Annotated in this window: 34 protein-coding genes; 15 read left to right on the forward strand and 19 right to left on the reverse strand. The window is 58.6% G+C overall.

Annotation, left to right across the window (positions count from 1 at the left end; translation table 11 throughout):
- Window positions 1–2: 2 nt before the first annotated feature.
- Both ACR0FG_RS04925 and ACR0FG_RS04930 read right to left on the reverse strand, forming a co-directional pair.
- Entirely contained in the window at window positions 3–722 is a 720-nt protein-coding gene (locus ACR0FG_RS04925) for a GNAT family N-acetyltransferase (RefSeq protein WP_480890715.1), read from the reverse strand.
- Entirely contained in the window at window positions 719–1441 is a 723-nt protein-coding gene (locus tag ACR0FG_RS04930) for a competence/damage-inducible protein A (protein ID WP_480890718.1), read from the reverse strand. The genes ACR0FG_RS04925 and ACR0FG_RS04930 overlap by 4 nt, the downstream gene beginning before the upstream one ends.
- 51 nt (window positions 1442–1492) lie before the next feature.
- Here ACR0FG_RS04930 and sfsA point away from each other — a divergent pair, with 51 nt between their 5' ends.
- Window positions 1493–2194, forward strand: coding sequence for a DNA/RNA nuclease SfsA (gene sfsA, locus ACR0FG_RS04935; protein WP_480890720.1), 702 nt, complete (start codon window positions 1493–1495; stop codon window positions 2192–2194).
- A 9-nt stretch (window positions 2195–2203) separates the two neighbouring features.
- Here sfsA and ACR0FG_RS04940 read toward each other — a convergent pair whose 3' ends face one another.
- Window positions 2204–2569: a hypothetical protein gene (locus ACR0FG_RS04940; RefSeq protein ID WP_480890721.1), complete on the reverse strand. Its 366-nt coding sequence runs from the start codon at window positions 2567–2569 to the stop codon at window positions 2204–2206.
- 195 nt (window positions 2570–2764) lie between these two features.
- On the opposite strand from ACR0FG_RS04940, the gene map reads away from it, so the two are divergent.
- Complete coding sequence (gene map / locus ACR0FG_RS04945) at window positions 2765–3577, forward strand: type I methionyl aminopeptidase (RefSeq protein WP_480890722.1); 813 nt, start codon at window positions 2765–2767, stop codon at window positions 3575–3577.
- Here map and ACR0FG_RS04950 read toward each other — a convergent pair.
- The 4 genes from ACR0FG_RS04950 to ACR0FG_RS04965 are packed head-to-tail and all read right to left on the reverse strand — an operon-like array spanning window position 3565 to window position 6169.
- Window positions 3565–3744: a hypothetical protein gene (locus ACR0FG_RS04950; protein ID WP_480890725.1), complete on the reverse strand. Its 180-nt coding sequence runs from the start codon at window positions 3742–3744 to the stop codon at window positions 3565–3567. The genes map and ACR0FG_RS04950 overlap by 13 nt on opposite strands.
- Before the next feature lie 25 nt (window positions 3745–3769).
- Window positions 3770–4405, reverse strand: coding sequence for an HAD family hydrolase (locus ACR0FG_RS04955; protein ID WP_480890728.1), 636 nt, complete (start codon window positions 4403–4405; stop codon window positions 3770–3772).
- On the reverse strand, window positions 4398–4961 hold the full coding sequence (rsmD, locus tag ACR0FG_RS04960; RefSeq protein WP_480890731.1) for a 16S rRNA (guanine(966)-N(2))-methyltransferase RsmD: 564 nt from the start codon (window positions 4959–4961) through the stop codon (window positions 4398–4400). The genes ACR0FG_RS04955 and rsmD overlap by 8 nt, the downstream gene beginning before the upstream one ends.
- Window positions 4958–6169: an NAD(P)/FAD-dependent oxidoreductase gene (locus tag ACR0FG_RS04965; RefSeq protein WP_480890733.1), complete on the reverse strand. Its 1212-nt coding sequence runs from the start codon at window positions 6167–6169 to the stop codon at window positions 4958–4960. Before ACR0FG_RS04965 ends, rsmD begins: the two co-directional genes overlap by 4 nt.
- A 98-nt stretch (window positions 6170–6267) precedes the next feature.
- Between ACR0FG_RS04965 and ACR0FG_RS04970 the strand changes: the two genes are divergently transcribed.
- From ACR0FG_RS04970 to ACR0FG_RS04985, 4 genes are all read left to right on the forward strand, one after another.
- The gene (locus ACR0FG_RS04970; protein ID WP_480890736.1) at window positions 6268–6753 is read left to right on the forward strand and encodes a redoxin family protein; all 486 of its coding nucleotides are present in this window, start codon (window positions 6268–6270) and stop codon (window positions 6751–6753) included.
- Window positions 6754–6855: 102 nt separating this feature from the next.
- Window positions 6856–7101, forward strand: coding sequence for a glycine zipper 2TM domain-containing protein (locus ACR0FG_RS04975; RefSeq protein ID WP_480890738.1), 246 nt, complete (start codon window positions 6856–6858; stop codon window positions 7099–7101).
- Between the two features lie 11 nt (window positions 7102–7112).
- Window positions 7113–7460: an EF-hand domain-containing protein gene (locus ACR0FG_RS04980; RefSeq protein ID WP_480890741.1), complete on the forward strand. Its 348-nt coding sequence runs from the start codon at window positions 7113–7115 to the stop codon at window positions 7458–7460.
- Between the two features lie 15 nt (window positions 7461–7475).
- Window positions 7476–7787 carry a hypothetical protein gene (locus ACR0FG_RS04985; protein ID WP_480890742.1) on the forward strand — a complete coding sequence of 104 codons (312 nt, stop codon included), beginning with the start codon at window positions 7476–7478 and terminating at the stop codon, window positions 7785–7787.
- Here the strand turns inward: ACR0FG_RS04985 and ACR0FG_RS04990 are convergent.
- Genes ACR0FG_RS04990 through ACR0FG_RS05005 form a run of 4 tightly spaced genes read right to left on the reverse strand, consistent with a single transcriptional unit; the run spans window position 7784 to window position 10514 of the window.
- Window positions 7784–8077, reverse strand: coding sequence for a 4a-hydroxytetrahydrobiopterin dehydratase (locus ACR0FG_RS04990; RefSeq protein WP_170712424.1), 294 nt, complete (start codon window positions 8075–8077; stop codon window positions 7784–7786). The two genes, ACR0FG_RS04985 and ACR0FG_RS04990, sit on opposite strands and share 4 nt — an antisense overlap.
- A complete protein-coding gene (locus ACR0FG_RS04995; protein ID WP_480890745.1) occupies window positions 8074–9261 on the reverse strand; it encodes a GNAT family N-acetyltransferase in 1188 nt (395 codons plus the stop codon). Before ACR0FG_RS04995 ends, ACR0FG_RS04990 begins: the two co-directional genes overlap by 4 nt.
- A gap of 45 nt (window positions 9262–9306) precedes the next feature.
- The gene (locus ACR0FG_RS05000; RefSeq protein WP_480890748.1) at window positions 9307–10062 is read right to left on the reverse strand and encodes a glycerophosphodiester phosphodiesterase family protein; all 756 of its coding nucleotides are present in this window, start codon (window positions 10060–10062) and stop codon (window positions 9307–9309) included.
- Window positions 10059–10514 carry a RidA family protein gene (locus tag ACR0FG_RS05005; protein WP_480890751.1) on the reverse strand — a complete coding sequence of 152 codons (456 nt, stop codon included), beginning with the start codon at window positions 10512–10514 and terminating at the stop codon, window positions 10059–10061. Before ACR0FG_RS05005 ends, ACR0FG_RS05000 begins: the two co-directional genes overlap by 4 nt.
- 334 nt (window positions 10515–10848) lie before the next feature.
- Here ACR0FG_RS05005 and ACR0FG_RS05010 point away from each other — a divergent pair, with 334 nt between their 5' ends.
- The gene (locus tag ACR0FG_RS05010) at window positions 10849–11640 is read left to right on the forward strand and encodes an MlaA family lipoprotein (protein WP_480890906.1); all 792 of its coding nucleotides are present in this window, start codon (window positions 10849–10851) and stop codon (window positions 11638–11640) included.
- A complete protein-coding gene (locus ACR0FG_RS05015; protein WP_480890754.1) occupies window positions 11630–12238 on the forward strand; it encodes an MlaC/ttg2D family ABC transporter substrate-binding protein in 609 nt (202 codons plus the stop codon). The genes ACR0FG_RS05010 and ACR0FG_RS05015 overlap by 11 nt, the downstream gene beginning before the upstream one ends.
- Before the next feature lie 55 nt (window positions 12239–12293).
- On the opposite strand, the gene ACR0FG_RS05020 is transcribed toward ACR0FG_RS05015, so the two are convergent.
- From ACR0FG_RS05020 to ACR0FG_RS05035, 4 genes are read right to left on the reverse strand one after another with little or no spacing between them, the layout of a single operon-like run.
- A complete protein-coding gene (locus ACR0FG_RS05020) occupies window positions 12294–13391 on the reverse strand; it encodes an ABC transporter ATP-binding protein (protein ID WP_480890756.1) in 1098 nt (365 codons plus the stop codon).
- Window positions 13392–13396: 5 nt separating this feature from the next.
- On the reverse strand, window positions 13397–14296 hold the full coding sequence (locus tag ACR0FG_RS05025) for a carbohydrate ABC transporter permease (protein ID WP_480890759.1): 900 nt from the start codon (window positions 14294–14296) through the stop codon (window positions 13397–13399).
- Entirely contained in the window at window positions 14289–15161 is an 873-nt protein-coding gene (locus tag ACR0FG_RS05030; RefSeq protein WP_170712408.1) for a carbohydrate ABC transporter permease, read from the reverse strand. The genes ACR0FG_RS05025 and ACR0FG_RS05030 overlap by 8 nt, the downstream gene beginning before the upstream one ends.
- Before the next feature lie 57 nt (window positions 15162–15218).
- Window positions 15219–16463, reverse strand: coding sequence for an ABC transporter substrate-binding protein (locus ACR0FG_RS05035; RefSeq protein ID WP_480890761.1), 1245 nt, complete (start codon window positions 16461–16463; stop codon window positions 15219–15221).
- A gap of 215 nt (window positions 16464–16678) precedes the next feature.
- Here ACR0FG_RS05035 and ACR0FG_RS05040 point away from each other — a divergent pair, with 215 nt between their 5' ends.
- Both ACR0FG_RS05040 and ACR0FG_RS05045 read left to right on the forward strand, forming a co-directional pair.
- Window positions 16679–17416 (forward strand): response regulator transcription factor, encoded by a 738-nt coding sequence (locus tag ACR0FG_RS05040; RefSeq protein WP_170712404.1) that lies wholly within the window; start codon window positions 16679–16681, stop codon window positions 17414–17416.
- Window positions 17413–18855, forward strand: a complete 1443-nt coding sequence (locus ACR0FG_RS05045; RefSeq protein ID WP_480890763.1) for a sensor histidine kinase — start codon at window positions 17413–17415, stop codon at window positions 18853–18855. The genes ACR0FG_RS05040 and ACR0FG_RS05045 overlap by 4 nt, the downstream gene beginning before the upstream one ends.
- A 4-nt stretch (window positions 18856–18859) precedes the next feature.
- Here the strand turns inward: ACR0FG_RS05045 and fliP are convergent, their stop codons facing one another.
- From fliP to fliF, 4 genes are read right to left on the reverse strand one after another with little or no spacing between them, the layout of a single operon-like run.
- Window positions 18860–19588 carry a flagellar type III secretion system pore protein FliP gene (gene fliP / locus ACR0FG_RS05050; protein ID WP_480890765.1) on the reverse strand — a complete coding sequence of 243 codons (729 nt, stop codon included), beginning with the start codon at window positions 19586–19588 and terminating at the stop codon, window positions 18860–18862.
- Entirely contained in the window at window positions 19585–19872 is a 288-nt protein-coding gene (locus tag ACR0FG_RS05055) for a FliM/FliN family flagellar motor switch protein (RefSeq protein ID WP_480890767.1), read from the reverse strand. The genes fliP and ACR0FG_RS05055 overlap by 4 nt, the downstream gene beginning before the upstream one ends.
- On the reverse strand, window positions 19865–20461 hold the full coding sequence (locus ACR0FG_RS05060) for an ABC transporter ATP-binding protein (RefSeq protein ID WP_480890770.1): 597 nt from the start codon (window positions 20459–20461) through the stop codon (window positions 19865–19867). The genes ACR0FG_RS05055 and ACR0FG_RS05060 overlap by 8 nt, the downstream gene beginning before the upstream one ends.
- Window positions 20461–22053 (reverse strand): flagellar basal-body MS-ring/collar protein FliF, encoded by a 1593-nt coding sequence (gene fliF, locus ACR0FG_RS05065; RefSeq protein WP_480890772.1) that lies wholly within the window; start codon window positions 22051–22053, stop codon window positions 20461–20463. Before fliF ends, ACR0FG_RS05060 begins: the two co-directional genes overlap by 1 nt.
- Before the next feature lie 119 nt (window positions 22054–22172).
- Between fliF and ACR0FG_RS05070 the strand changes: the two genes are divergently transcribed.
- Genes ACR0FG_RS05070 through ACR0FG_RS05090 form a run of 5 tightly spaced genes read left to right on the forward strand, consistent with a single transcriptional unit; the run spans window position 22173 to window position 26809 of the window.
- Window positions 22173–22670: a flagellar basal body-associated FliL family protein gene (locus ACR0FG_RS05070; RefSeq protein WP_480890774.1), complete on the forward strand. Its 498-nt coding sequence runs from the start codon at window positions 22173–22175 to the stop codon at window positions 22668–22670.
- 9 nt (window positions 22671–22679) lie between these two features.
- Window positions 22680–23156 carry a hypothetical protein gene (locus ACR0FG_RS05075; protein WP_480890776.1) on the forward strand — a complete coding sequence of 159 codons (477 nt, stop codon included), beginning with the start codon at window positions 22680–22682 and terminating at the stop codon, window positions 23154–23156.
- A complete protein-coding gene (locus tag ACR0FG_RS05080; RefSeq protein WP_480890779.1) occupies window positions 23153–23743 on the forward strand; it encodes a MotE family protein in 591 nt (196 codons plus the stop codon). The genes ACR0FG_RS05075 and ACR0FG_RS05080 overlap by 4 nt, the downstream gene beginning before the upstream one ends.
- Before the next feature lie 46 nt (window positions 23744–23789).
- The gene (gene motA / locus ACR0FG_RS05085; RefSeq protein WP_480890781.1) at window positions 23790–24659 is read left to right on the forward strand and encodes a flagellar motor stator protein MotA; all 870 of its coding nucleotides are present in this window, start codon (window positions 23790–23792) and stop codon (window positions 24657–24659) included.
- Window positions 24656–26809 carry a hypothetical protein gene (locus tag ACR0FG_RS05090; protein ID WP_480890783.1) on the forward strand — a complete coding sequence of 718 codons (2154 nt, stop codon included), beginning with the start codon at window positions 24656–24658 and terminating at the stop codon, window positions 26807–26809. The genes motA and ACR0FG_RS05090 overlap by 4 nt, the downstream gene beginning before the upstream one ends.
- The last annotated feature ends 31 nt before the right edge of the window (window positions 26810–26840 follow it).

A 26840-nucleotide genomic window follows, 5' to 3' on the forward strand; every position in this document is an offset into this window, starting at 1 on the left:
GCTCAGTCTCCCTGCAGGCGCTGGCGATAATGGTACTCTCCCACGATCTGCATCCCGAGAGAATGGTAAAGGCCGTTCGCACCCGCATTTGCCTTGGTGCAGATCACGCTAAGGGTATGGGCACCATTGTCCAGCGCCCAAAAGGCCGCGGCGCGCATTGCCCATTGACCCAGACCGTGCCGACGATGATCGGGCAGAACTTCAAGCGCGTGAACCATGGCGACACCGTTGTGAAGGGCGACAAACCCTGTTCCAGCCGGTTGATCGGCGCGCCGCAGCAATAGCCCGGTCTTTGGTCCGATAGCACGGTCCATAACCGCCAGACGTGCGGCCCCGATACCACCCAGCGCCCATATTTCGCGCATGATGGCCAGCGGTTCCCAAATGGTGAAGACAGTGACACGTGGGATTGGGATATCGGTCAGGTGATCCACCGGGCAGGAGTAGATATTGACCGGATCGAGAATATCATATCCCCGATTGGCGAGATCAGCATCCAGCACCTCATCTCCGGGGCGCAAGCAAAAGATCCGCTTTTGGCCCATCGCTTGCATCGCCGCCTCGACAGATTCCAGATCGCCTGCGCCAATGTCGCCGATGCGATTGGCAGCAGAAACACGAGAGCCACCGCCCAGTCCTTCGCGCAATTGAAATGGCCCGACGGTCTCATACCGCGCGGCGGGCCAGGTGCCGTCGACGATGTCTGCCCAATTGACGCTCAAACCTGCATTTCCCGCGCCAGTCGCGTCATCGCAGCATCGATACGGCTGCCGTCGGTGCCGCGAACCACGACATTCGCACCAAAGACCCCGTTGGTTTGGAACGGGTAACACCCGATCGAAAGGTCGCTGAAATCCTCGGCCAAATCCGCCAATGCGGCCGCTATGTCGCCCTCACCCCGATCCACACGCAAAGTCTGGGACAACAACGGCTCACCACCGGTCAGGGTCGGCAAAATGCTGGCCACCATCGCCTGAAACACCGCAGGCACACCGGCCATGACATGCACATTTTCAATGGTGAAGCCCGGTGCGGTCGAAACCGGGTTTTCTATCAGCGCCGCCCCCGCCGGGATACGCGCCATGCGTAGCCGTGCGGCATTCAACTCAAGGCCGGAGTTTTCATAATGTACCTCAAGCAACGCGCGCGCGTCGTCCCGAACATCTATGTGCACCCCAAAGGCACGGGCGATGCAATCGGCGGTGATGTCGTCATGGGTCGGCCCTATGCCGCCGCTGGTAAATACATGCGCAAACCTGTCAGACAGCGCTTTGACCGCGGCTTCGATAGCCGGGGCGTCATCGCTGACGATCCGTACCTCGGCCAGATCGATGCCGTGTTTGGTCAATTCCTGCGCCAGATAGTGCATGTTGGCATCGCGGGTGCGGCCTGAGAGAATCTCATCCCCGATCACCAGCATTGCTGCGGTTGGATTGGCCATGGCGCGCCCTCCCTCTTGATCGGCCCTGGTGGCAGGTATAGGCCCTAGGCCATGCGATTTGAAACCCCCCTTGTCCCCGCCCGACTGATCCGCCGCTACAAACGTTTCCTGGCCGATTGCACGCTGGAGGACGGGCGCGAGGTCACAGCACATTGCGCCAATCCGGGCTCGATGATGGGTTTGGCGGAACCGGGCGAGAAAATCTGGCTGGAACCAAACGACGATCCGAAGAAAAAGCTGAAATACGGCTGGCGGCTGGTCGATCATGAGAATGGCCACTATACAGGCGTCGATACGTCTGTCCCGAACAAAGCTCTGCGTATAACGCTGGAGGCAGGCGAGATTCCCGAACTTGCCGCTTACAAAACCGTGCGTGCCGAAGTGAAGTACGGAACGGGCAGTCGCATCGACTTTCTACTGACCCAACCGGGTCTGCCAGATGCCTATGTCGAGGTCAAAAGCGTGACCCTTTCACGCAAACCCGGCCTTGCTGAATTCCCCGACAGCGTGACGGCGCGCGGCACCAAGCATCTGGGCGAGCTGGCAGAGATGGCGGCGCAGGGAAACCGGGCGATCATGCTGTATCTGGTGCAGCGCACCGATTGCGACCGCTTTGCACTGGCGGCGGATATTGATCCGGCCTATGCGGCGGCGTTTGAGGCGGCGACGGGGGTTGAGCGGCTCGTCATTGGAACCCAGATTTCGCCTAATGGGGTTAGGGTTGACCCGAATGCGGCTTGGAAGATCGCTTAAACAGCTTGATCAGTCGAGAAACCGGAAATCTCCAACGTAAACTTTCTGCGATGGCGTGAACCCCTGATATGTGCCGTCGGGAGTTTTTCCAACTATGGCACATAGGGTTCGTCCCTGACGAAATCGTACCCAGCGACTGCAGATTTGGTCTTCATCTAACCACCATTCGCCCGTATCGCGACCAAGGCGTGGAACAGTGACTTCAAAGGTCCGGTCTGCAGCCAGCAAGGCTGTGCCGGTATATCCGGTCCTTTCAAACGCGATCTTTCGCTCGTGCGTAAAAAGCGACGACAGTTCCTGACCCGACAGATATTCTACATCGTTTCTGCAGGCGCTCAGCATCAGGGCCACTACAAGGAAAGACAGTCTTAACATCGCACCAGCTTCTCATTTCTAGAACGTGGGCTCAAATCAACTCACCGAAAGCGAGATTGGGATGCTGGAACTTGAAACCGAGTACCTCAGCGCCATTTGAAGGATCGAGAAAACCCGCGACCCTGCAGCCTCTGGAACTTTCTGCACAAGCAGCGTAAAAGGAATGCTGCGCGCAACATTTGGAGCTTAGCGTCGATGAAGGAACATCGTGGCCGCCTGACCAAGGACGGCATCCGCATCTATGAACAGGGGGACTTTGCCGGGATGCACGCGGCAGGGGCCTTGGCTGCGCAGATATTGGATGACATCGCAAGCCATGTGTTTGTAGGCCAGACCACTGGCGCGATTGATGGGATCATCACCCGGATGGTCGAAGATGCAGGCGCAGAATCCGCCACGATCGGCTACAAGGGCTATCAGCACGCAAGCTGCATCAGTGTGAATCATGTGGTCTGCCACGGCATCCCCGGCGACAAAAAGCTAAAGGATGGCGATATCCTGAATATCGACGTCACGGTCATCGTCGACGGCTGGTTTGGCGATACTTCGCGCATGTATGTGGCAGGTAAGCTGCCACGCAAGGCCGAACGTCTGATTCAGGTCACGCATGACGCCCTGTTCAAGGGCATCGAGATGGTCAAGCCGGGCAACACCTTCGGCGATATCGGCCACGCGATTCAGGCCTATGTTGAGGCGCACCGGATGAGCGTTGTCCGCGATTTCTGCGGTCACGGTCTGGGCCGGGTGTTTCACGCTCCGCCGAACGTGCTGCATTACGGGCGTCCGGGCACAGGTGCGGTTCTAGAGGAAGGCATGTTCTTTACCATCGAACCGATGGTCAATCTGGGACGGCCTGAAACCAAGACGCTGGCCGATGACTGGACCGCCGTAACCCGCGACAAATCGCTGTCGGCACAGTTTGAACATTCAGTAGGTGTAACGGCAAATGGGGTCGAGATTTTCACCCTGTCACCGGGCGGCAAATATCACCCGACCTATTCGTCCTGATCTGCGCCCTGATCGCGCAGCAGCTTTAGCAGCAACGTCTCATCCCGCCACGGGATGACCGCATCGTGTATAAACACCGGCGCCCGCATCGGCTTGGGCGGCGGCCCGGTGGTCGTGTCCGTATCCTTCGAAAAGGCCCAGAGCGGGGGTGAGATGGCGCGGTCCATGGCCAGAGCATAGCATGTTTGCGGGTCAGAGTCTCAAAAGCGCGGGCACCTGTGACATGTTCGTGAAGACCTCACCACCCAAAGCAGCCAGGCGCGCGCCGTCGTCATGGGCGGCATAGGCAAGGCAGCGCATATCGGCGCGGATCGCGGCGATGACGCCGTTTTCACTATCTTCGATCACCACCGGATTCTGCGCGCCGAAATGCTGTGCGGCGGTCAGGAACAGCGTGGGTTCGGGCTTGCCGGTGCCCAGTTCATGGGCCGAGAACATCACATCCTTGAACCGTTCCCACAGCCCGTTTTGGCCGAGGGTGATCTGCATTTTCTCGGGGCGACCGTTCGAGGCGACGCAATAGGGGATGCCCTGCGCGTCCAGTTGCGCCAGCAGGTCGGGAATGCCTTCGACCAACGGCGTGCCTGCCTTCAACGCCGCGTAGATTTCCGCGTAAATCTGCTCGGTCCAATCATCAGGCAGATCAGCGCCCAGCGCGCGTGCCTTGTCCCGCACGCCGCTCATCGTGCCGCCGACAAATAAAGACATGCATTCGGTGAGGCTCAGATGCAGGCCATAGCGGGTGAAATTGTCGACCATAACCTGATTTGACAGCACCTCGCTATCGACCAGAACACCATCGCAATCAAAAATCACCAGATCATGCATCCGGACTGTCCTTCCACATCAGCGAGATATGCGTGTCGCCATATTTGCGCGTGTCGTGCAACGTGAACCCCTCGGGCGCAGTCATCGGATCGCTTTCTTCCCAGACGATCAGGGCACCAGCCGCCAGCCAGCCACCGCCGGACAGCGCGGCGATTGCTTTCTGACCCAGCGCCTTGCCGTAGGGCGGATCAAGGAAGATCAGATCATATGCTGCCCCGGGGTTGTCCCCCAACCGGGTGGCATCGCGACGGATCAGGTCTGCACGCTCTTTGCTTCCCGTCAGATCGATGTTCTTTCGGATCAGACCCTGAGCCACACGCCCGTCATCCACGAAAGTAACATGGGCTGCGCCGCGCGACAGCGCCTCAAGCCCCAAAGCGCCGGTGCCTGCAAACAGATCAAGTACACGACGGCCATCAAAATCGATCTGATGGGTTAAAACATTGAACAGACTTTCGCGCGCACGGTCGGTAGTCGGGCGCAGATGCGCACCTGCGTCGCCTTTGCCGACCGAGGTCAAGGCGCGGCCCCGGAACTCTCCGGCGATGATCCTCACGCTTTGAGCAGCGGTTTGAGGTCCGCATCCGGGTCGGCGACCACTGCCGGATCAGCGGTTTTGCCGGCGTCGATCAGGCGCTTGCCGACCATATAGGCGCGCGGGTCGTTCATCGCGTCGACGGCAATCAGCTGATCACCCTTGTAATACCAGAAGGACACCGTTGCGCCCTGCCCCTTGCGGGTGACGACACGATCATAGCCGGTATTCAGTCCGGCGATCTGCAGTTTGACATCATACTGATCAGACCAGAACCACGGCGTCGCGGTGTAATCTTTGGCCGCGCCCAGCATATTCTGCGCCACGATCTCGGCCTGATCGATGGCATTTGGGACACTTTCCAGCCGAATGCGCCCCTCGCCATGCGGGAAGGATGCGCAGTCGCCTGCCGCCCAGATCGACGGGTCCGAGGTGCGGCCATGAGCGTCGGTTTTGATGCCGTTGTCCAGTTCAAGACCGGCCATTTCGGCCATTTGAGTCGCGGGCGCGATGCCGACGCCGACAATCACAAAATCCACCGACAGCTCTGAACCATCCGTCAGAACGGCCCCCGTGACACGGCCATCTTCCCCGATCAGACGATCCAACCCCACCCCTTCGCGGATATCAGCGCCGTATTCGGTATGCAGGGCGCGGAAGTAATCGCTGGTTTCCGGTGCCGCGACCCGTTGCAGGATGCGGTCGGCCATCTCGACCAATGTCACTTTGACCCCGCGTTTGGCGCATACGGCGGCGGCCTCAAGCCCGATATATCCACCACCGACGATCAGCGCCCGGGCACCGTCGGTCACGCGCGGCTCCATCTCATCGATATGGGCCAGATCGCGCACCACATGCACGCCGTCCAAATCACCACCAATCGACGCAGGCAGGCGGCGCGGGTCGGACCCGGTCGTCAACGCCAGTTCGTCGTAAGAGATCACCTCATCCCCGACGGTCACGGTCTTGGCCTGCGGGTCGATACCTGTCACACGCTGACCCAGACGCAAGGTGATGTTGTTCTCGGCGTAAAAGCTTTCGGGTCGCAGGAACAGGCGTTCCAGCTCCATTTCACCCAGCAGATAGGCCTTGGACAAAGGTGGACGCTGGTAAGGCAAATGCGGCTCTGCCCCGATCAGGGTGATATCACCCTCGAACCCATCTTTGCGCAGCCTTGCAACCAGCGACGCCCCTGCCTGTCCAGCTCCGATCACGACTATGTGGTTCATCTTCTTGCGACCCTGACGATTTGCGTGGTTACTTTCGTTTGCTAACCTATATTGCGGCTAGGACTGACTCTGCAAATCCAATCGTCAGGAGGACAAGAATGATTTCAACAGGAGAGACTCTGCCCGATGCCACTCTGATCCAGATGGGTGCCGACGGGCCGGAAGAAGTGCGGATTTCCGAAAAGACAAAGGGCCGCAAGGTGGTCATCTTTGCTGTGCCGGGTGCGTTTACCGGAACCTGCACCACGGCACATGTGCCAAGCTTTATCCGCACCAAGGGTCAGTTTGACGCCAAAGGTGTGGACGAGGTGATCTGTGTATCGGTCAATGATCCATTTGTAATGGGCGCATGGGGAGACTCCACCGGCGCGACCGAGGCCGGTCTGACCATGCTGGCCGATGCCACATCGGAGTTTACCAAAGCCGTCGGCATGGATTTCGACGCCCCGCCGGTGGGTCTGATCTCGCGATCCAAGCGCTATGCAATGTTGGTCGAGGACGGCAAGGTTACGGTTTTGAACATGGAAGAAAACCCCGGTGTCTGCGAAGTTTCCGCTGGCGAAAGCCTGCTGGAGGCGATCTGATATCTGCTGGCCCCGGATGGTCCGGGGCCGCGGCGCGTTAATTAACTTGATAGCACCCCCCAATAGGCGAATAGTCCGCTTATCTTACTGGGGAGTTCATTTATGAGCATAAAGCCATTTGTATTTGTCCTGACCGCTGCAAGCCTGTTGGCCGCCTGCGGTCCAGCACCGACACCGCAGCAACAGGCGGCGCGGCAGCACGAGATTGCCTGCCTTTCCGGCACACTGGGCGGCGCTTTGATTGGCGGCGTGATCGGCAACCAGTTTGGTGGCGGATCTGGCAAGACGATCCTGACAGCCGCAGGAGCGGCGGCAGGCGGGTTGCAGGGCCAGAGATACGCATGTTGAGGAGTGGTGCCATGAAACGTGAGATGATTGCTGCAGCAGCCATCGCTCTGGCAGGGATGGCCAGCGCGGAAACCGTCGCAGAACTCAATGAGCAAGAGTTGAAGGCCATCGACACAAACAATGACGGGTTTCTGTCAAAAGACGAATTCAACGCCTTTTCCGATTATGCCTTTCAGGAAATGGATGACGACAAGAACGGAACTTTGGGTCTGGATGAAGCGAAACCCTTTCTGGACATAAAGCAGTTTCAGAATACAGATCGTAACAATGACAACTTTATCTCGCGGGCCGAATACGACACGCAGATGGCGGAAGATTTCGGCGCGGCAGATAAGGATGGGAACGGCCAACTGGATTAAACTCAGGAGTTTGGCATGAACAAGTGGATTGGATTGGGACTGCTGGCCATAACTGCGGCCTGCGACGTTCCGCAGGCGCCGATTGTGACCGGACCGGACGAACAGCCACGTATCCAGATCAACACCAATGGGCTGACCTGTTATGAAAACCGGTGTCTGGGCATTGACCCCGCTGCGCGCACGGTGCGCTCGATCGGAAGTCGCACGATCCCAATTGCCCGCAATATCAATGTCAGCGATGGCACCGTGACGCCCGCTGAATTCCAGCAGATGGGCACGGCGGCGATGCTGGCGGGCGGCACGGGGTCGAACGAGGATCGGGACTAAAGCAAACTGTCCATCTTACGCGCCAGTTTGGCATCCAATGCGGACAGTCCACCCACGTCATGGGTGGCCAATACCACTTCGACCGTGCGGTAGACGTTCGACCATTCGGGATGGTGGTTCCATTTCTCTGCCCAGATCGCGACCTGCGTCATCCAGCCGAACGCATGGACAAAATCGTCAAAGATAAAGGTCTTGGTCAGCGCATCGCGCCCTTCAACCATGGTCCAGCCGGTTTTGAACAGCGGGTCCAGCAGCGGCCCGCGGGTCTCGGTCGACAAAAGTTCGGTCATTGCTGTTCCTCCGGGTTCGATTTTCTGAACGGGCCATAATCCGTCAGAATCTCGATCTCTTCTCCCACTGCCTGCGCCTCGGCGTCCAGAAAGTTCCGGACTGCATCGGCAAACCCCGGATCGCCAACCCAGTGCAAGCTGTGCGTGCGCGTCGGCAGATAGCCCCGCGCCAGCTTGTGCTCGCCCTGTGCACCGGCCTCGACGCGGGCCAGCCCATCGGCAATGGCAAAGTCGATCGCCCTATAGTAGCACAACTCGAAATGCAGGCAGGGGTGATGTTCGACGCAGCCCCAATATCGGCCATAAAGCGTTTCGCGCCCGATGAAGTTCAACGCACCCGCGACGGCAAATCCGTTCCGCTCGGCCAGCACCAGCGCCATGTCGTTAGCCATGGTCTGATGCGCGATGTCAAAGAACTCACGTGTTAGATAAGGCGCGCCCCATTTGCGCGCGCCAGTGTCCTGATAGAACCGCCAGAATGCATCCCAGTGTTCCGGCCTCAGATCATCGCCGGTCAGTGTGCGAATCTGACCGCCAAACTCGTTCGCCTGTTTGCGTTCCTTGCGGATGTTCTTGCGTTTTCGTGACGACAACGCAGTCAGAAACGCGTCAAAATCCGCGAAACCGCTGTTCAACCAGTGGAACTGTTGCGAATGGCGGACCATCAGGCCCATTTGCTCGCCAGCCAGCGCCTCATCCTCGGTGCAAAAGGTCGCGTGCAAGGATGAAATCCGGTTATCCGCGGCCAACTGCACCGCGCCCTGCACAAGCGCCGACATGCCAATCGCCTCATACCCGGGACGCACCAGAAACCTGCGCCCGGTGGCGGGGGTAAAGGGCACGGCAATCTGAAGTTTCGGATAATACCGCCTGCCAGCGTTTTCAAAGGCATGAGCCCAGCTATGGTCGAAAATGTATTCGCCCTGAGAATGAGATTTCGCGTACATTGGCGCGGCCCCGATCAGGACACCATCGAGATACGCAGTCAGATATTGCGGCTGCCAGCCGGTTCCGCGCCCGACCGAGCCACTTTCTTCGAGCGCCAGCAAAAACCGATGCGTGGTAAACGGATCAAGCGGTCGCCCGCCGTCAGCGGCTTCGGGGCAAGCGCAGGCATCCCACTCCGCCGCAGAAATCTGCGAGAGCGATCCAAGAACCTGAACCTCGATTTGCGCCTGATCCATGTGCCCTCCGCCTCTGATCTTTATCTGTGACGGCGTGGGGCTGGTTCAAGCCGCATACCCCTCAAAGGTCACATTATCGGCAATACGACGCGCCTGTGCCTCCTGCTCGGGCGACCGGATGGTCCAGCACAGGATTGGCACACCAAGCGCTTTCAGTTCTGCCACGCGAGGGCGGTCAAGGTCGTGGGCTTCATGGCTGATGAAGCTGGCCCCGACCCGGTCAAAATCGGGAATATCACGCAGGTGGTCACAAACATCCTGCGGTAAAAGCTCGACCTTAGGCTGGTAAGAGCACGTCACCAGACCGCGCGGCACCTCTGGGATCACTCTTGCCAGTTCCGCAACCGAATGGGGGTTGAACGACATGACCGCAACCGGTCCGTCATAGCCCTGCAAGGCCCGCGCTGTGTCCTGCTCCAAAGGTCCGACTGCCGGACCCATCGCGCCATCTTGATCCTTGAGCTCGATCAGTAGCGGGACCTTGCCCGCAACAAGTTCAAGCACCTCGTTCAGCGTCGGGATACCATCCTCGGTATGAAGCAGAGCGGTCTCACCCGCCTGCGCTGACGTCACCTGCCGGATCGGTCCGGCCTGTCCCGTCAGACGGGTCATGTCATAGTCGTGAAACACCATGGCCCGGTTGTCGGCGGTCAGTTGCAGATCAATCTCGATCCCATAGCCCGCCTCAACCGCCGCCCGGATGGCCGCGCGACTGTTTTCAGGACGCCTGTCCGAAATGTCATGCAACGCCCGATGTGCAATCGGGCGCTGCAAAAAGACTTGCGGCAGGAGCGGCGTCATTGGACCTCGAAAATCCCTTCGATTTCAACCGCCACGCCCAACGGCAGCGACGCGGCACCGACGGCCGAGCGCGAATGACGACCAGCATCGCCCAGCGCCTCGACCAGGAAATCGGATGCACCGTTGATAACCTGCGGCTGAGCGGTGAAATCGGCGGTCGAGTTCACAAAACCTGTCAGCTTTATCACCCGCACCAGCTTGTCGATGTCACCACCACAGGCCGCCTTGACCTGTGCCAGCAGATTGATGGCGCAGACCTTGGCGGCTGCGGCACCTGCATCCACATCCATGTCATCGCCCAGTTTGCCGGTGATCAGGTCATCCGCTTTGGAAATCTGGCCCGAAACGTAGACGATATTGCCGACGCGGACGAAGGGCACATAGTTGGCGGCAGGTGCCGGTGCGTCTGGCAGATCAACACCCAGGCTTTCAAGTTTCGCTGCGATGCTCATGATTTGGTCCTCACCTAAATTCGACTCGGGCGCGACGCTAACCGGGTTCTGCCGGATCGAAAAGCGCGAAACCGGCATTATGTGGTTTGCCAGCGCGCTCAGCGTAACTTCTCTTATTCCGGACTGTTGAACATCTGTCACTTTACGCGAGCTTGTCCGGCAGGTTAAACGCTAGCTGTTTCAATATGAGCGTGAAACAATTAAAGGACATCAAATTGGGTCGTGTATCTCGGCCAACGGCAGTATTGATTGAACGTTCAGGCGCCTCCCGTCCGAACGGTTTGGAGTGACAAAGACCGTGTTGACTAAAATCTGCTTTAAGCCCCTGATCGTCATGACCCTGTTGGCCACGCTTGGGGCCTGTGCAACGCAGCCTGCAGATGAAGCTGCCCGTGGCGAAGTCTTCGACCCCTACGAAAGAACCAATCGTGGCATTCACAAGTTCAATTTGGGCGTTGACCGGCTGCTGTTCCGGCCGGCCTCGAAAGGTTATGTGAAAATCGTACCCGATCCGATGGTCACAAGTTTTAGCAACTTTGCCGAAAACCTGACGATGCCCGGACAGGCGCTGGATTATCTGCTTCAGGGCAACCTCAAGCAATCGGGCAACGCGTTGCTGCGGTTCGTGATCAATTCCACCGTAGGCGGCTTTGGCCTGTCAAAACCGGCTGATGAGTTGAACCTGCCACCCGTTGACACGGATTTCGGGGAAACCCTGCATGTGTGGGGCGTCGGCGAAGGGGCCTATGTTGAGCTTCCGTTCTATGGCCCGTCAACTGCGCGCGACGCCGTTGGGGTTGTGTTCAACCTGTTCTCGAACCCGATCAATTTCAGCCCGGTGCGTCCGGTCGACAATATAGGTGTCTATGCCGAGGTCGTCCGTCGCATGGGTGATCGGGGCCGGTTCTCGGATACTGTGGATTCGATTCTGTACGAAAGCGCAGACAGCTATGCGCAGGCGCAGACAATTTACCTGCAAAATCGCCGCTTCGAACTGGCACGAGACGATGAAGACGCTTATCTGGGTCTGTATGACGACCCCTATGCCGAAATCGGGACCGACCCTGTCAGGGACCCCTACCTAGACCCCTACCTAGACCCCTACGAGGACCCTTATGCCGAATAATTCCTTGAATAGACGCGATTTTGTTGCCACCGGTCTGGCCGGACTGGCGCTGACCGCCCTTCCCCTGCCCGCATTTGCCCAGACCGAGGCCAGCGCCAAGGCACTTGTTGTCAGCGTTGTGGATGACATCAATCGCGTGATCGCATCCGGAAAATCCGAAAGCGCGATGATCCGCGATTTCGAAAAGATTTTCGTGCAATATGCCGATGTGCCGATCATGGCCCGCTATGTTCTGGGGGCTGACGGACGTTCTGCCAGCGCGTCGCAGCTGAGGCAATTCACCAAAGCGTTTCAGGGCTATATCTCAAGCAAATATGGTCGTCGTTTCCGTGAGTTTATTGGCGGTCAGGTCACTGTGCGCAATGCCCGCAAGATCAAGGCCGGATACGAGGTTCGCACCTCGGTCAAACTGCAGGGATCATCCCCATTCGAAGTGACCTTTCTGGTCTCGGACAAATCGGGCCGCGACAAGTTTTTCAATATGTTCATCGAAGGCGTGAACATGCTGCTGACCGAACGCACCGAGATCGGCGCAATGCTGGATGCGCGCGGCGGCGATCTGAACCACCTGATCAAGGATATGAACCGGTCGAGTTAAGACCGAATTGGATTAATAGAAATCGCCGCGCGACACCGTCACGCGGCGATTTTCGTTAGTTCAACCGCTCACCAGTTTCTTTCGCAAAATACGACACTTTGCTCATGTCAAAGGCCAAGTTCAGCATCTTGCCTGCCTGCGCGGTGGTCTCGGCGTGCAGTCGCGCCGTTACCTGTTTGCCGCCAAGTTCAGACACTACATATGTATCGGCCCCGGCGGGTTCGACCATGTCGACCATGCAAGCAGCTTCCTGCACGCTTGCGCCTGCTCGGAAACCGGCTTCGGCGATGTCCTCGGGCCGCAGGCCCAGGATCACGTCCTGCGGTAGCGACAGATCGCGGGCGTCGTTCAGAACAAGTGTCTCACCCGAGCCGCGAGCAATCGAGATTTGCGTGCCAGCGCCATTGTTCGACGCCTGCGCCGGGATCAGGTTCATCGCGGGTGAACCCATGAAATCCGCCACAAACAGGTTGGCCGGATTGTTGTAAATCTCGGCCGGGCTGCCGATCTGCTGCACGATGCCACCTTTCAGGACCACGATCTTGGTGGCCAGCGTCATCGCCTCGATCTGATCGTGGGTCACGTAGACGATCGAGGCATCCAGCGTCTGGTGCAGCTTCTTGATCTCGGTTCGCATCTCGACCCGCAGCTTGGCGTCGAGGTTTGACAGCGGCTCGTCAAACAGGAACAGCTTGGGGTCGCGCACCAGCGCGCGGCCCATCGCAACGCGTTGACGCTGACCGCCAGATAGCTGGCTCGGGCGACGGTTCAGCAACTGCTCGATCTGCAGTAGCGAGGCGACCTCTTTCAGCTTCGTCTCTTGCGTTGCTGCATCGACGCCACGCACCTTCATGCCAAAGGTGATGTTCTTGGCCACCGACATGGTCGGGTACAGGGCGTAGGACTGGAACACCATGGCGATGTCGCGATCCTTGGGGCTGACATGGGTCATATCCTTGCCACCGATGGCCAGCGTGCCGCCGGTGATCGGTTCCAGCCCTGCAATACAGTTCAGCAGGGTAGACTTACCGCAGCCCGAGGGGCCAACCAGCACCAGAAAATCACCCGGTTCGATCGAGATGTTGATGTCCTTGAGAATCTCGGTTGCGCCGTAATTCTTGTAAAGTTTGTTGATGTCGAGAATAGGAGCCATGGGTCTTATCCCTTCACTGAGCCTGCGGTCAGGCCGCGGATGAAATACTTACCGGCGACGACATAGACGAGCAGCGTCGGCAGGCCCGCGATGATCGCGGCGGCCATGTCGACGTTGTATTCTTTGACGCCGGTGGTTGAGTTTACGATGTTGTTGAGTGCCACGGTCACGGGCTGGGTTCCGGCCTCGCTGAAGGACACGCCGAACAGGAAGTCGTTCCAGATCTGCGTGAACTGCCAGATCACGGTCACCACGATGATGGGCAGCGATAGCGGCAGGAAAATTGACCAGAATATCCGCATGAACCCGGCCCCATCCACGCGTGCGGCCTTGGTCAGCTCGGCCGGGATGGTGACGTAGTAGTTGCGGAAAAACAGCGTGGTGAAGCCAAGGCCATAGACCACATGGACAAAGATCAGTCCCGAAATGGTGCCCGCAATTTCCATCAGGCCCAGCACGCGGGCCATCGGCAGCAGGACGACCTGAAACGGGATAAAGCAGCCAAACAGCATCAGCGAAAAGATGATATTGGCCCCTTTGAACCGCCACTGCGCCACCACATAGCCGTTCAGCGCGCCCAGCAGGGTCGAAATGGCCACCGCAGGCACAGCAATCAGGACCGAATTCCAGAAATAAGGTCGCAGACCTTCGCACTGGATACCGGTGCAAGCACTGGACCATGCGGTTTTCCACGCATCAAAGCTGACCTCACGGGGCAAGGACATCAGCGATCCGGTGCGTATCTCCTCAAGGCTTTTGAGCGAGGTCGTGAGCATCACGAACAGCGGCATGAGGTAATAGAGCGCAAACAGGCCCAGCATGATGTAAAGCAGCCAGCGCAAGGCAATCTTGCTTGTGGCGCTTTGGGTGCGGGTTTCGCTTTGGGGCATCGACAGATCAGTCATTTTTAGCCCTCAATTCTGAGTAGAGATAAGGAACCACGATGGCAAAGACGACCAGCATCATGATCATTGCGGACGACGCAGCCTGACCAATATCGCCGCGTGAAAACGCCATGGCATACATGTAGGTGGCGGGCAGATCGGTGGCGTAACCCGGACCGCCGCCTGTCAGGGCGATGACCAGGTCAAAGCTTTTGATCGCGAGGTGCGCCAGCACGATGAAGGCCGACAGGAAAATCGGAGCCATTGAGGGGATGATGATCGCCGTGTAGATGCGCCATGTGGGGATGCCATCGACTTGGGCGGCCTTGATGATCTCACCATCCACCGAGCGCAAACCTGCCAGAAACAGCGCCATAACAAAGCCCGAGCTTTGCCAGATCGCGGCAATCACAATGGTGTAGATCGCGTAATCCGGGTTCACCAACCAGTCGAATTCGAAATTCGTAAAGCCCCAGCCCTGCACCATGGCCTCGATCCCCAGACCGGGGTTCAGGATCCACTTCCACGCGGTGCCTGTCACGATCATCGACAGGGCCATGGGGTACAGATAAATCGTACGGATCGCCCCTTCGACGCGGATTTTCTGGTCCAGAAGGATGGCCAGCAACAGCCCCAGCAGCATCGCAATCACAATGAACAGAGCACCAAAAATATACAGGTTGTTGATCGCCGTATCCCAACGGGGCGAGTCAAACAGGCGCTCATACTGGATGAAGCCCTTGATCTCGTATTTCGGCAATAGTTTTGATCGGGTCAGTGACACCCAAGCCGTCCATCCGATAAAGCCGTAGACAAAGATCAATACGGCGATGAACGACGGTGCCAGCACCACCTTGGGCAGGTGGTTTTCCAGCCATTCAGACATTTCAGCCTCCGGGGAAAGATGCTCTGCCCCGCATCAAAGGGGGCAGAGCGGGTTGGATCAGTAGCTGTTTGCCACCGCGTCCGCCAGTTGCTGAACCGCGTCAGCCGAGGACATATCCGAGTTGAAATGCGCGGTCACAACATCGGTGATCGCTCCGGCCTGCGACCCACGTAGCGCCATGCCATGGGCGTAGGACGGCAGCAGCGAACCGCCAGCCGAGGTTGAACCCATATCTTCGGCCGAGATTTGGGCGCAGATGTCGAACTTATCCAAGGCCACATCGGTCCGCGCCGGGATCGAGCCTTTGTTGAGGTTGAAAACCTCCTGGAAGTTCGGCGCAACGATCAGTTTGGCCAACAGTTCCTGACCGGCGCGATTGTCGTCGCCTTCCACTTCGAACATGGCAAAGCTGTCGACGTTATAGAGATAACCGTCGCCGGGGGTTGAGGCACACAGAAAATCCTCGCCGGGCTTTTTGCCTGCGGCCAGGAATTCACCCTTGGCCCAGTCACCCATAATCTGGAACGCCGCTTCACCATTCATCACCATGGCGGTGGCAAGGTTCCAGTCACGGCCCGAGAAGTTTTCGTCAACATATCCGCGCAGGGTACGCATCTGGTCAAAAACCTGCACCATCGTGTCCGAGGTCAGCGCCTCGGGGTCCAGCTCGACAAACGCCTTCTGGAAGAACTCGGGGCCACCCAGACCCAGAGCCACGGCTTCGAACACGGTCGCGTCCTGCCATGCCTGACCGCCATGGGCCAGCGGGATCACACCCACAGCCTGCAGCTTCTCGGCGGCGGCATTGAACTCATCCCAGGTGGTGGGCATTTCGATACCGTTGGCTGCAAGAACGTCGGCATTCGCCCAGATCCAGTCGATACGGTGGACATTCACCGGTGCGGCACACCAAGTGCCTTCACACTTCATGTGATCCGCGATCGACGCCGGCAGGACATCAGCCCAGCCTTCCGCCTCGGCCACGTTCGAAATATCGGCCAGAACACCTTCTTCATACCATTCCTGAATCGCGGGGCCTTTCAACTGAACGGCCGTCGGCGCGTTTCCAGCCAGAACCCGGGCACGTAATGCAGTCATCGCCGCATCGCCGCCGCCACCGGCAACCGGCATATCAGTCCAGGTGCCGCCGTTCGAAGCGAACTCTTCCTGCAGAACTGCAACCGATTTGGCCTCGCCGCCCGATGTCCACCAGTGCAGAACTTCGGCCTGCGGTTCAGCAACGACCGAGGTGCCCGCCACCACGGCCAATGTTGAAACTGCAGACAGGGTAAAACGTTTCATATTGGTATCCTCCCAGAAACTTTGTGCCGCCGAACCGGCAGCGATGCGCGTTATTACCCGCCACAGATCGCGATCTTGCAATGTACAATCCGGTGGAAACTCGGGCTGGGGCGGAATTTTTCACTGCTTTTGTTACGCCATGTTACGTTGGCCTTGAATCTGTTGCCGTTCGTTACAATTGACGGCAGCGCAAAGGGGAACCGGGGAGGATAAGCGTGACCATTCCGCGCCTGTTGGTTGTCGATGACGACCTGGACATGCGGTCAATGATGACCCAGTTCCTGCAACAAAACGGCTTTATTGCGCTGCCTGCCAGTTCGGAACGCGAGATTCGGGCGCATCTGTCCGCGGGCCGCATCGACCTGATCCTGCTGGACGTCATGCTGGGCGACGAAAACGGGGTCGATATATGTGCCAGCTTGCGCAGCGAACAAGATGTGCCAATCATCCTTGTCTCAGCTCTGTCGGCGGATCATCAGCGCATGGCCGGGTACGAGGTTGGTGCGGATGACTACATCGCCAAACCGTTCAACCCGCAACTGCTGCTGGCGCGTGTCCGGGCGGTGATGCAACGCGCCCGGCGCACACCCTCGCTGACCTATCGCCGCAGGACCCGCAGCTTTCGCTTTGACGGCTGGTGTTATGACGGCAAACGGGACGAGGTGTTTTCGCCTGAGGGATACCTTGTGTCGCTGTCGCAACGGGAAAGCGCATTGCTTAAGGTGCTGTTAGCCAACCCGCATATTCCGCTGACACGGGACGAGATTGCCGCAGCGCTGGATGTCACCGGCGCAAGCGATAAGCCCGAAGCGCAGGGGCGTGCCATCGACATGCTGGTCGGTCGCCTGCGCTCGAAGATCGAAACCAACCCGAAAGACCCGCAAATGCTGCGCACTGAACGCGGCGTCGGCTATATCTTTGCCGCCGATGTGTCGGTGGAAGAGGACGCATGACGCTGCGCCTACGCAGTCTGGGGTGGTTGTGGACACTGGCCGCTTTTGGCACGGGACTCCTTGCCGCAGGCCTTTGGTTTGCCTCGGCCCGCGCATGGGATCAGTTTTTGACCCGCGCCTATGTCTCGGGCTTTGCCGTCTATGAGGAATTGCGCATTGGCAAGGCACCGCCTGACGACACTACAATCACGCCATTGGACCCCGATGCCGCGAGGCTGGCCGATGCAGGACTGTTTCAGCAGCTTCCAGGGTATTCAGACCGCAGCTTTGTCACCAACCTGTCGATCCTGACCGACAGTTCCGCGCCCCTTGGCGGGCGGGAACTGACACTGGCCGTGATGTCTGACCGCCTGGTCTATCCTGTGTCGGGGATCGTTTCAGGGATAGATCAGACCGGACCCGAGAAGATGGGCAATCTAACCCGGCTGCTCGCAAACTATTGCAGCGAGCCGATCCTGATTGCACGCTTCGGGCGTGGGCCATGGCAGCAAGTCGATGGCACTCCGATCTGGGGCTGCAGAGCAAAGCCCGCCGACCTCCGCCTGCCCGCCATCCTTGCTGCAATTGTCATGCTGGCGGTCATCCTGACCTCGGTTGGCAACGTATCGGATACGTTGACGCGCTTTGCGCAGGCCTTGCGCGACCGCAAACGCCGAGGCGGGCCTGACAGTTATGACGCCGAAGGCCCGACAGAATTGCAAGAGATCGTGTCGGCGGTTAACGGTCATCTCGATGCCGAACGCGCGCAACTGGAAAAACGCGCCATTGTTCTTTCCGGTGTCAGCCATGATCTGGGGACTCCTGCCACGCGCGTGCGCCTGCGGGCCGCGCTGATCCCCAACGCCGAACTGCGCGAAAAGCTTGAGGCGGATGTAGACCAGATGACCGGGATGATCGAAAGCGTTCTCACCTATACACGCTCGGAACTGAGTGTTGAGGAGCCCAGGCAGATATCCCTGACATCGCTGGTCGAAGCGCTGGTGGCCGACTATCAGGACATGGACCTGCCCGTGACCCTTCGTCAGATCGCGCCGGTCGCAGTAGAAGGCGCGCCATCGGTTTTCATGTCCCGGCGCGGACACGGGTCGCTGCCGGAAACAAGGCGCATTCTTGTAATGGCGCGCCCCATTTCCCTGAAACGGGCCCTGACCAACCTGATCGACAACGCGCTGAAATATGGACGGCACGCCGAGGTTGCCCTGGAAACCGATGCCCAGACTGCGACCATCATCATCGAAGACAAGGGCAACGATCTGACCGCCGCCGATATCGAGGCCTTACTGATACCCTTTCGACGCGGCTCAAACACAGGCTCATCGGATGGCTATGGCCTTGGCCTGACAATTGCGTCGACCGTGGCGGAACAGCATGGCGGCACGCTGAGCTTTGAAGGTGGCGAACAAGGCTTGCGTGCCCGACTGCAAATCACGCGGCAGTAGGGCGTCAGGGCACATAGCTGCGCACTAGCGCGCTAGCGATCAGGGTCCAGCCGTCGGCGATCACGAAAAACGCCAGCTTGAACGGCAGAGCCACGGTGGCAGGTGGAACCATCATCATGCCCATCGACATCAGAACGGCTGCAACCACCAGATCGATGATCAGAAACGGCAGAAAGATAAGAAATCCGATCTGAAAGGCCCGCGCAATTTCCGACAGCATGAAAGACGGCATCAGCACAGACAAGGGCGCTTCGGGCTTTAACGCAAGATCAGCACCGCCTGGACGCAGCGCCGCCATCGCCTGAAATGTGTCGGCATCCAATCGCGCAGCCATGAATGCGCGAAACGGGATCAGGGCACGCTCCAGCGCGGGCTCCACATCGAGGGCTTCGTCGATCATGGGGCGGATGCCGGTGACCCAGGCCTCGGAAAACACAGGCTCCATGATGAAATAGGTCAGAAACAGCGCCAGACTGACGATGAGCATGTTAGGCGGGGATTGCTGCAACCCGATGCCCTGACGCAGGATGGCGAACACCGTGATCAGGAACGGAAAACAGGTGATCATGATGGCCAGCCCCGGCGCAAGGCTCAGCACCGTGATCAGCAGGATCAACTGAATGGATCGTGCCGAGATCGAACCGCCCTCACCCAGCGACAAGGACAGCTCCTGCGCCGATGCTATGGACGGTGCGAGCAACAGGATCACCAGCAGGATGAGCGGGCGCATCATCCGATCCCGTTTCTCAGGTCAGAGATTTCGGTCAGGCGTACGACAAGCTGCCCGGGCTGATCGCCCTCGGTCTCTTCAAGCATCCCGCGCGCGACCAAATGGTCTCCGACGTAAAGGTCAACCGGGTCCTCAACCCGTTTGTCCAGCGTCAGAACCGCGTTTTCGCCCATGTTCAACAGATCGCGGATCAGTGGTCGCGCCCGCCCGACCGATACGGTTATTTCGATCGGGACAGCTTCGAACGGGTTTGGTTTTTCTGCCTGCTGGGTCTGAGAGTCATTCATTGGACAAAGCCTCTTTCGCTTCAAAGATATACGCATCAAAGGCCGTGCTGACCGCATCCAGCAATGCGCTGCAATCCACCTTGCGCCGGGCGATTCCGACCTGCAGACGTGCCTGACCGGTATGCAACGACGCATCCTCGACCACCTGTACCGGGGCGGAAAGCTCGGGCGGCAGCAAAGGTCTGATGCTGTCGGCGGTTCCCGATGGCACGATCAGCTGCATGGGCTGACCGATCTGGTCCTGCGCCATTTCGCACAACTGTTCGATCACCCGGGCCGCAAATCCCTTATCCAGTATCCCTGGCAAAATCGCTTGGGTCAGGCTCTGAAACATCGGCTGCAGCGACAGGGACATACGGGTCAGCGCCTCTTGATAGGTAAAGGACAGATCCGACAAAGTGGCGGACAGATCCGCGCTCAACTGCGCCTGCCCCTGTTGTTGCGCCACCACGGCGTCTTCCCAACCTGCCCCATAGCCGCGCTCGAATGACTGCAGGCGTTGTTCTTCCAGGGCGTCGTCATCCAGCAGATGAAACCCCGAGCCCGTACTGCTTTTGGTAAAATCTTCAAGAAGATGGGCAATCGACATCACACCTTCTCCTCGCTTTCCTCAAGCCAGCTTCGCAGGATTTCGACGGTTTCCTCCTGCTTGTCGCCAATCATTGAACGCAGACGCTCAACCGCATCTGTGCCGGAATTTCCTGGAAGCGCCGGGACGTTTTGCTGCGCCGGATCGGACAGCGGCGTGAACTCTGCAGCCTCACCGTTTGCAACTTCACCCACCAGTACCGATGCCGTATCGTCAGTTACTGGTGCAGTAGCGGGCAGCAATGCCGGGGCAGCCTCCGATTTCGCCAAAATCGGGCGGATCACAAACAGACCCAGAACAAGCGAGACCAAAGCCAAAGCTGCCATTTGTATCAAAGACATGGCATCCAGATGAACCTGCTGCCAGATCGAGGCCGATGCCAGCGTTCCCTGCGGCTCGACAACCGGCAGATCCAGCGATTTTAACGTAATCACGTCACCCCGTTCCGCGTCATAACCCACTGCGGATGCAACCAGTTCTTCCAGAGCGTCCAGCTCGGCCTGCGGCATGGGCACAAAGGTCGCTGTGCCATCCTCTTCCACCGAACGCTCTCCATTCACCAGCACCGCCACGGTCAGCCGTTTGATCGCACCCGGCGTACGATGTATTTCAAGTTCGGTTTCCGAGACTTCATAGTTCACCCGCTCACGGGTTTGCGTGGCGGTCGAGTTCGATTCATCCCCGCCAGCCCCATCCCCATCGGGCAGGTTGGACGCCACGGTCACATCAGCAGACAGGTTGCGCGCGCTATCAGACCGTTCTTCCGTATCGGTACTGATCGCAACGCGGCCGTTCGGATCAAAGCGACGCTCGCGGATCGATTCGGTTTCCGTAACCGTATCCACGCTGACCTCAACCACCGCGTTGCCTGCCCCGACCCGCGCCTCAACCAATCGCAGAACGCGTTCGCGAAGCTGACGCGCCTTGTCATCGGCCGTAGCCGCTGCAGCGGGGCTGTCTTGTGCGCCAATTACTGCGCCGCTCGAGTCGATCACTGCAACGTTCTCAGGCGCAAGCCCACTGACGGCAGAGGCGACCAGAAACCGGATCGCCTTGGCCTGATCACCGGTGACCTGAGCACCAGATGGCACCACGTAAACCGAGGCGGTCGGAGCGACGCTGCGCTGGAACGGATTAGCCGAGCTGTTGGCGATATGGACCCGCGCCTGACTGACATATGGGCTTCCGACAATGGTCCGCGCCAGCTCTCCTTCTTTGGCCCGCCAATACGCGGCATCGAACATCTGCGAAGTGGTGCCAAACCCGCTGAGCGTATCCAGCAACTCATATCCACGATTGCCATTTGCAGGCAGACCTTCGCTGGCCAGTGTCATCCGCAACTCGTCCCGCTGGCCGCTGGGAACATAGATCGACCCGCCCCGGATTTCATAAGCGACACCGCGCTGGTCCAGCGCCCGCACAATGTCGCCCGCAGCGCCGCTTTCCAAGCCTGCATAAAGCAGTGTCATGGTCGGGGCCGTCGCTAACCGGGACATGGCCAGAATACCCAGAAACACCGCTACCGCCGCACCGGCAACCACGATTTGTTTACGCCTGTCCAAACTTGCCCAGACAGTTCTGATCTGCTGCACGCTCACCTCCGACTCACCGACATTCTGTGCGGCTCAGCCCTTGTTTGAACGATTGCCCTTAACAATCGGTTAGTCCCTGTCGGGTTATGACGGATGCCGAAATCAGAGATGAGGACGTGATGACCGAAGCAACGGCAGATACAGCAGAGGTTCCTGTAAAGTCGGGGAAAAAGGCCTTGGTTCTGTGGGTGATTCTGGCATTTGCCGGCGCGGCAGGGGGGTATTTCGCAACTCGGTCGGGCATGTTGCCAATCGGCGGTCAGAAGGCCCCGCTGGCAGCGGAAAAGGGTGATGAAAACAAGGCCGTCATGGATTTGCCCGAAATTGGATTTGTCGATCTGCCTGCAGTGATCGTTTCCGTCAATGCAGGCGATTCGCGGCATCTGAAATTCCACGCTCAGCTTGAGGTGAATGCCGAACACACCGCCGATGTGGAAAAGATGCAGCCCCGAATCATGGATGTCCTGAACAGCTATCTGCGCGCGGTCGAACTGTCGGACCTTGAGGATTCGCTCGCATTGGTGCGCCTTCGCGGGCATCTGCTGCGGCGCATCGAAATCGTGGTTGGCGAAGGCCGGGTGCGGGACGTTCTGGTGTCGGAATTTGTGTTGAACTAGGAGGTTAGGTTGGAATTGATCGCGGATATTCTGCTTGTGGCAGGTGCGCTCGGGGCGGGCTTTTACTGCTTTGTTCTGGCGCGACGGCTGAAGCGGTTCACGGACCTCGAAAAAGGTGTGGGCGGCGCGGTTGCGGTGCTGTCATCACAGGCTGACGAACTGAAACAGTCTTTGGACTCTGCCCGGGCTGCGTCTGACCAGTCTGGCCAGGATCTTCGGGACCTGACGCAAAGGGCTGAAGCGGTTGCTCAGCGGCTGGAACTGATGATGGCGTCCATGCATGATTTGGCTCCGTCAGACACCGAGGCCGCAATTCAGCCTGAGGCAGATTTGCCGAAGGTCGAACCGGAAATTCCCATGGCCGAAGAAGATGCGAACGAGATCGATTCGCAAGACGCCGAACACTTGGATGAAACACCCACCAAACCACCCGAGGGCGTAATGTTCCTACGCCACGCCCGCCCCAATGGTGAGGCCGCAACATGAAACGCGTTGCGCCCGTTACCCCGATGTCCCGCCCGCGCGGTGGCGTTCTAACCGTCATATCCCTGCTTATGATCGGCTCGGCTGCGCTGCGCCTTGGGTTCGAGGCCGGACCGGCACTGGCGCGCGGAATTGAATCAGACGAAATCCAGTCCCCGGATCAAACCAACGGCTCTAATAAAGAAGAAATGCGGGTTTTGTTGTCAGAATTGCTGCAGCGAAAGGAAGAGCTGGACGCGCGGGAAGATAAGGTTCGGGATATGGAAAGGGCGATAGATGTTGCCGAACGGGCGATCGAATCGCGCCTGGCTGCTTTGCAGCAGGCCGAAACCTCGCTGAGAGAAACGTTGGTGATCGCCGAAACGGCCGCCGAGAACGATCTGACACAACTGACCGACGTCTATCAGAATATGAAACCCAAAGACGCCTCGGCACTGTTCGAAACTATGGATCCGGTTTTTGCCGCCGGTTTTCTGTCGCGGATGCCCCCCGATGCTGCGGCACAGGTCATGGCGGGCCTCAGCCCCGAGGCCGCGTATACCGTCAGCGTCGTGATGGCCGGGCGCAACGCCGGCGCGCCGCAGGAGTGAGACTGATGATTTTCGACCCTAACCCGCTAGCCACCGGAGGCCACCCATGATCGGACTTGTCGGAATCGCCTGTATCTTTGTCATGGTTTTTGGCGGCTATCTTGCTGCCGGTGGCAAGATGACCATTATAATGAAATCGCTCCCGTTCGAGATGATGATGATCGGCGGCGCAGCCATCGGCGCGTTTCTGATCAGCAACGACATGAGCGCCGTCAAACACACTGCCAAGGATATCGGCAAGGTTTTCAAAGGGCCGAAATGGAAGCCCGAAGACTATCGCGACCTGCTGTGCCTGCTGTTTTCCCTGATCCGGATCGCTCGGTCGAACCCGGTTGAGCTGGAACAGCATGTCGAAGATCCCGAGGCGTCGGCCCTGTTCTCGGCCTATCCCAAAATCCAGTCCGACAAAGAGGCTGTGGATCTGATTTGCGACACGTTGCGCTCTGCCGCGATGAACTACGATGACCCACATCAGGTCGAAGAGGTGCTGGAAAAGCGGATGGAAGCGAACTTTCACCACGCCATGCATTCAAGCCACGCGCTGCAGACCGTCGCTGACGGCTTACCCGCCCTAGGGATTGTGGCTGCGGTTTTGGGTGTGATCAAGACGATGGGATCTATCGATCAGCCTCCGGAAGTGCTTGGGAAGCTGATCGGTGGCGCATTGGTCGGCACTTTTCTGGGGGTGTTTCTGGCCTACGGTTTAGTCGGCCCGTTTGCGGGAAAGCTGAAAGCGGTGGTCGAGGAAGACAATCATTTTTATCAGCTGATCAAAGAGGTTCTCGTCGCCAATCTACACAACCACAATGCGGCCATGTGCATTGAGGTTGGCCGTCAAAACACGCCCACCCACAACCGCCCAGGATTTTCAGCGCTCGAGGAAGCGCTGAAGGAAATCAAGCAGGCGGCGGCATGATCCGGGCTTTGGTGCTGTCGTGTTTCCTGATCACGGTTGCGAAAGATGTGGTCGCACAGAGTCTTCGGGTCCGCTCGGGCGAGCATGGAGACTATACCCGGTTGGTCGTCCAAATCCCGAAAGGGGTCAGATGGAGCCTGCACCAGCGGGTCAAAGGCGCTAGGCTGAATATCGCTCTGAGGGATGCCGTTTTTGAAACCAGCGCCGTATTTGATCGCTTGTCCGACAACCGGTTGACCGCTGTGTCCCAAGCGGAACCTGGATCCGCTCTGGACCTTACCTTCGGCTGCGACTGCGTTGCGACCGCTTTCCTACATCGGGAATCAATGGTCGTGATCGACATTGCCCCCGGCGAATTCAAACCGACGCGCCAGATCGATCTCGGCGCGCCGATCTGGCTTCCGCAGCGACGGCCTGACCGTCAACCCGCTGCCACAAGCCCGGCACATATTCTTCCCTTGCCTCTGCTGGAATTGAACCGCAACAGACTGGAGTCTTTGCTCATGTCGCGGGTCCTGCAGGGGGCGGACCGGGATGTTGTCGATCTGCAGCTTTCAACCCCGGGCCCCAGACAATCCACAACTGTGGGCCCGGTGAAGGTTCCCGCTGATTTGGCCAGAAACCTGCATGTGTCCTCCATTCTTGGTGAGGTGCGCGCGGCAGGTGCGACAACCGACCCGCAAATTTTCCGGCAACCGAAATGTATCGCAGATGCAGAACTGAGTTTTGAGACATGGGCCGGAGAACACCCATTCCCGCATCAGTTAGCGCAGCTACGCCGCGGGTTGTTTCAGGAATTTGACCGCGTTGACCCGGGGCGCTCTGTCGCGCTTGCCAAGCTCTATACTTACTACGGGTTTGGTGCAGAAGCCGGTCAAGCTTTGCGTCTGTTACCCGCACAGACGACCGAAACACGGCGTATCTCGGCGATCGCCGAGGCTATGGATAATCTCCCGGTAGCCTACCCCAACCCATTTTCAGGGGCGCAACGGTGCGATGGCATCGCGGCGCTTTGGGCCGTGCTGATCGAAAAGACACTGCAACCCGACGCCGATCTGAATGCAATTGAGCAAGCATTTGCCCGCCTTCCCCAGCATCTGAGGCGGCATTTCGGACCCGCATTGGCGGCAACGCTGGTCGACTCTGACGAGCTTGAAGCATCAAGGCGTATCCTGCGCGCTGTGCAGCGCATTGAAGAACGGGACGGTCCCTCGTTGACGCTTGTACAAGCGCAAATCTCCGATGCTGAAGGGGATGCTGTTCAGACCGAAAAGTTGCTGACTGACCTAGCTTACTCTGCTGATGCGGATGAAGAGGCCGCTCTGGCCCTCGCGCGGCTGGTTGAACAACGCTGGTCCCGACGGGAAGGCGTCTCGCAACGAGAGGTCGATCTCGCAGCAGCTTATTCCGTCGAGATGCGCCGGTCTCAGCGCGGCCCGATGATGGCGCGTACCCATGCGCTCGCTCTTGCGCTGAACCAGCGCTTCGATGAGGCAATGGAAGTTATCCACGCGGCACCAATCGATAAAGACTGGCTCAGAACCCATGATCAGGTCGTACGGGTGCTGGCAGAACTGGCAGATGACATAACTTTTCTGTTTCATGCGACAAAAATGGCGCCGACCCTTCAGGAAAAGCTTGAGTTAGATACTGCTATCTCGATGTCAAAGCGCCTAGGGGAGCTTGGTTTCAACGCGCGTGCCTACGCGCTGGCCGACCGTCCTCTGGACAAAGCGAACAGGCAAAGCCGTGCACATTTGCGGGCAAGCGCGGCGCTGATGGAGGGGCGGCCGCGTCAGGCTCTGCTGGAACTGTCGGATGACATATCCATACCCGCGCAGCAATTGAGGGTGTCGGCCCTGATCCAAGCTGGTGACTACGCGCAAGCCGCAGAGATTCTGAGCGATCTGGGAGAAGCGGAGAAGGCGCAACGATACTTCTGGCTGGCAGAGCGGAACGACTTGCCCGAGGATATTCCAATAGGCAAATTTGCGAATCTGCGGCGGATCAGCCTCTCCCTGTCTCAACCGATCGCCCGATCTCCCGGAAAGCCATTAGCGGATGCGCGGACGTTGCTTGAGGACAGCTCCAATGCGCGCGATCTGATTGTAGATTTGATGGACAACGCCGGTCGAGAGATGTCTCCGTAGCAAACATGTTGTACTGGCGGCGTTCAAACAT

It is taken from the genome of Ruegeria sp. E1 (assembly GCF_056534225.1).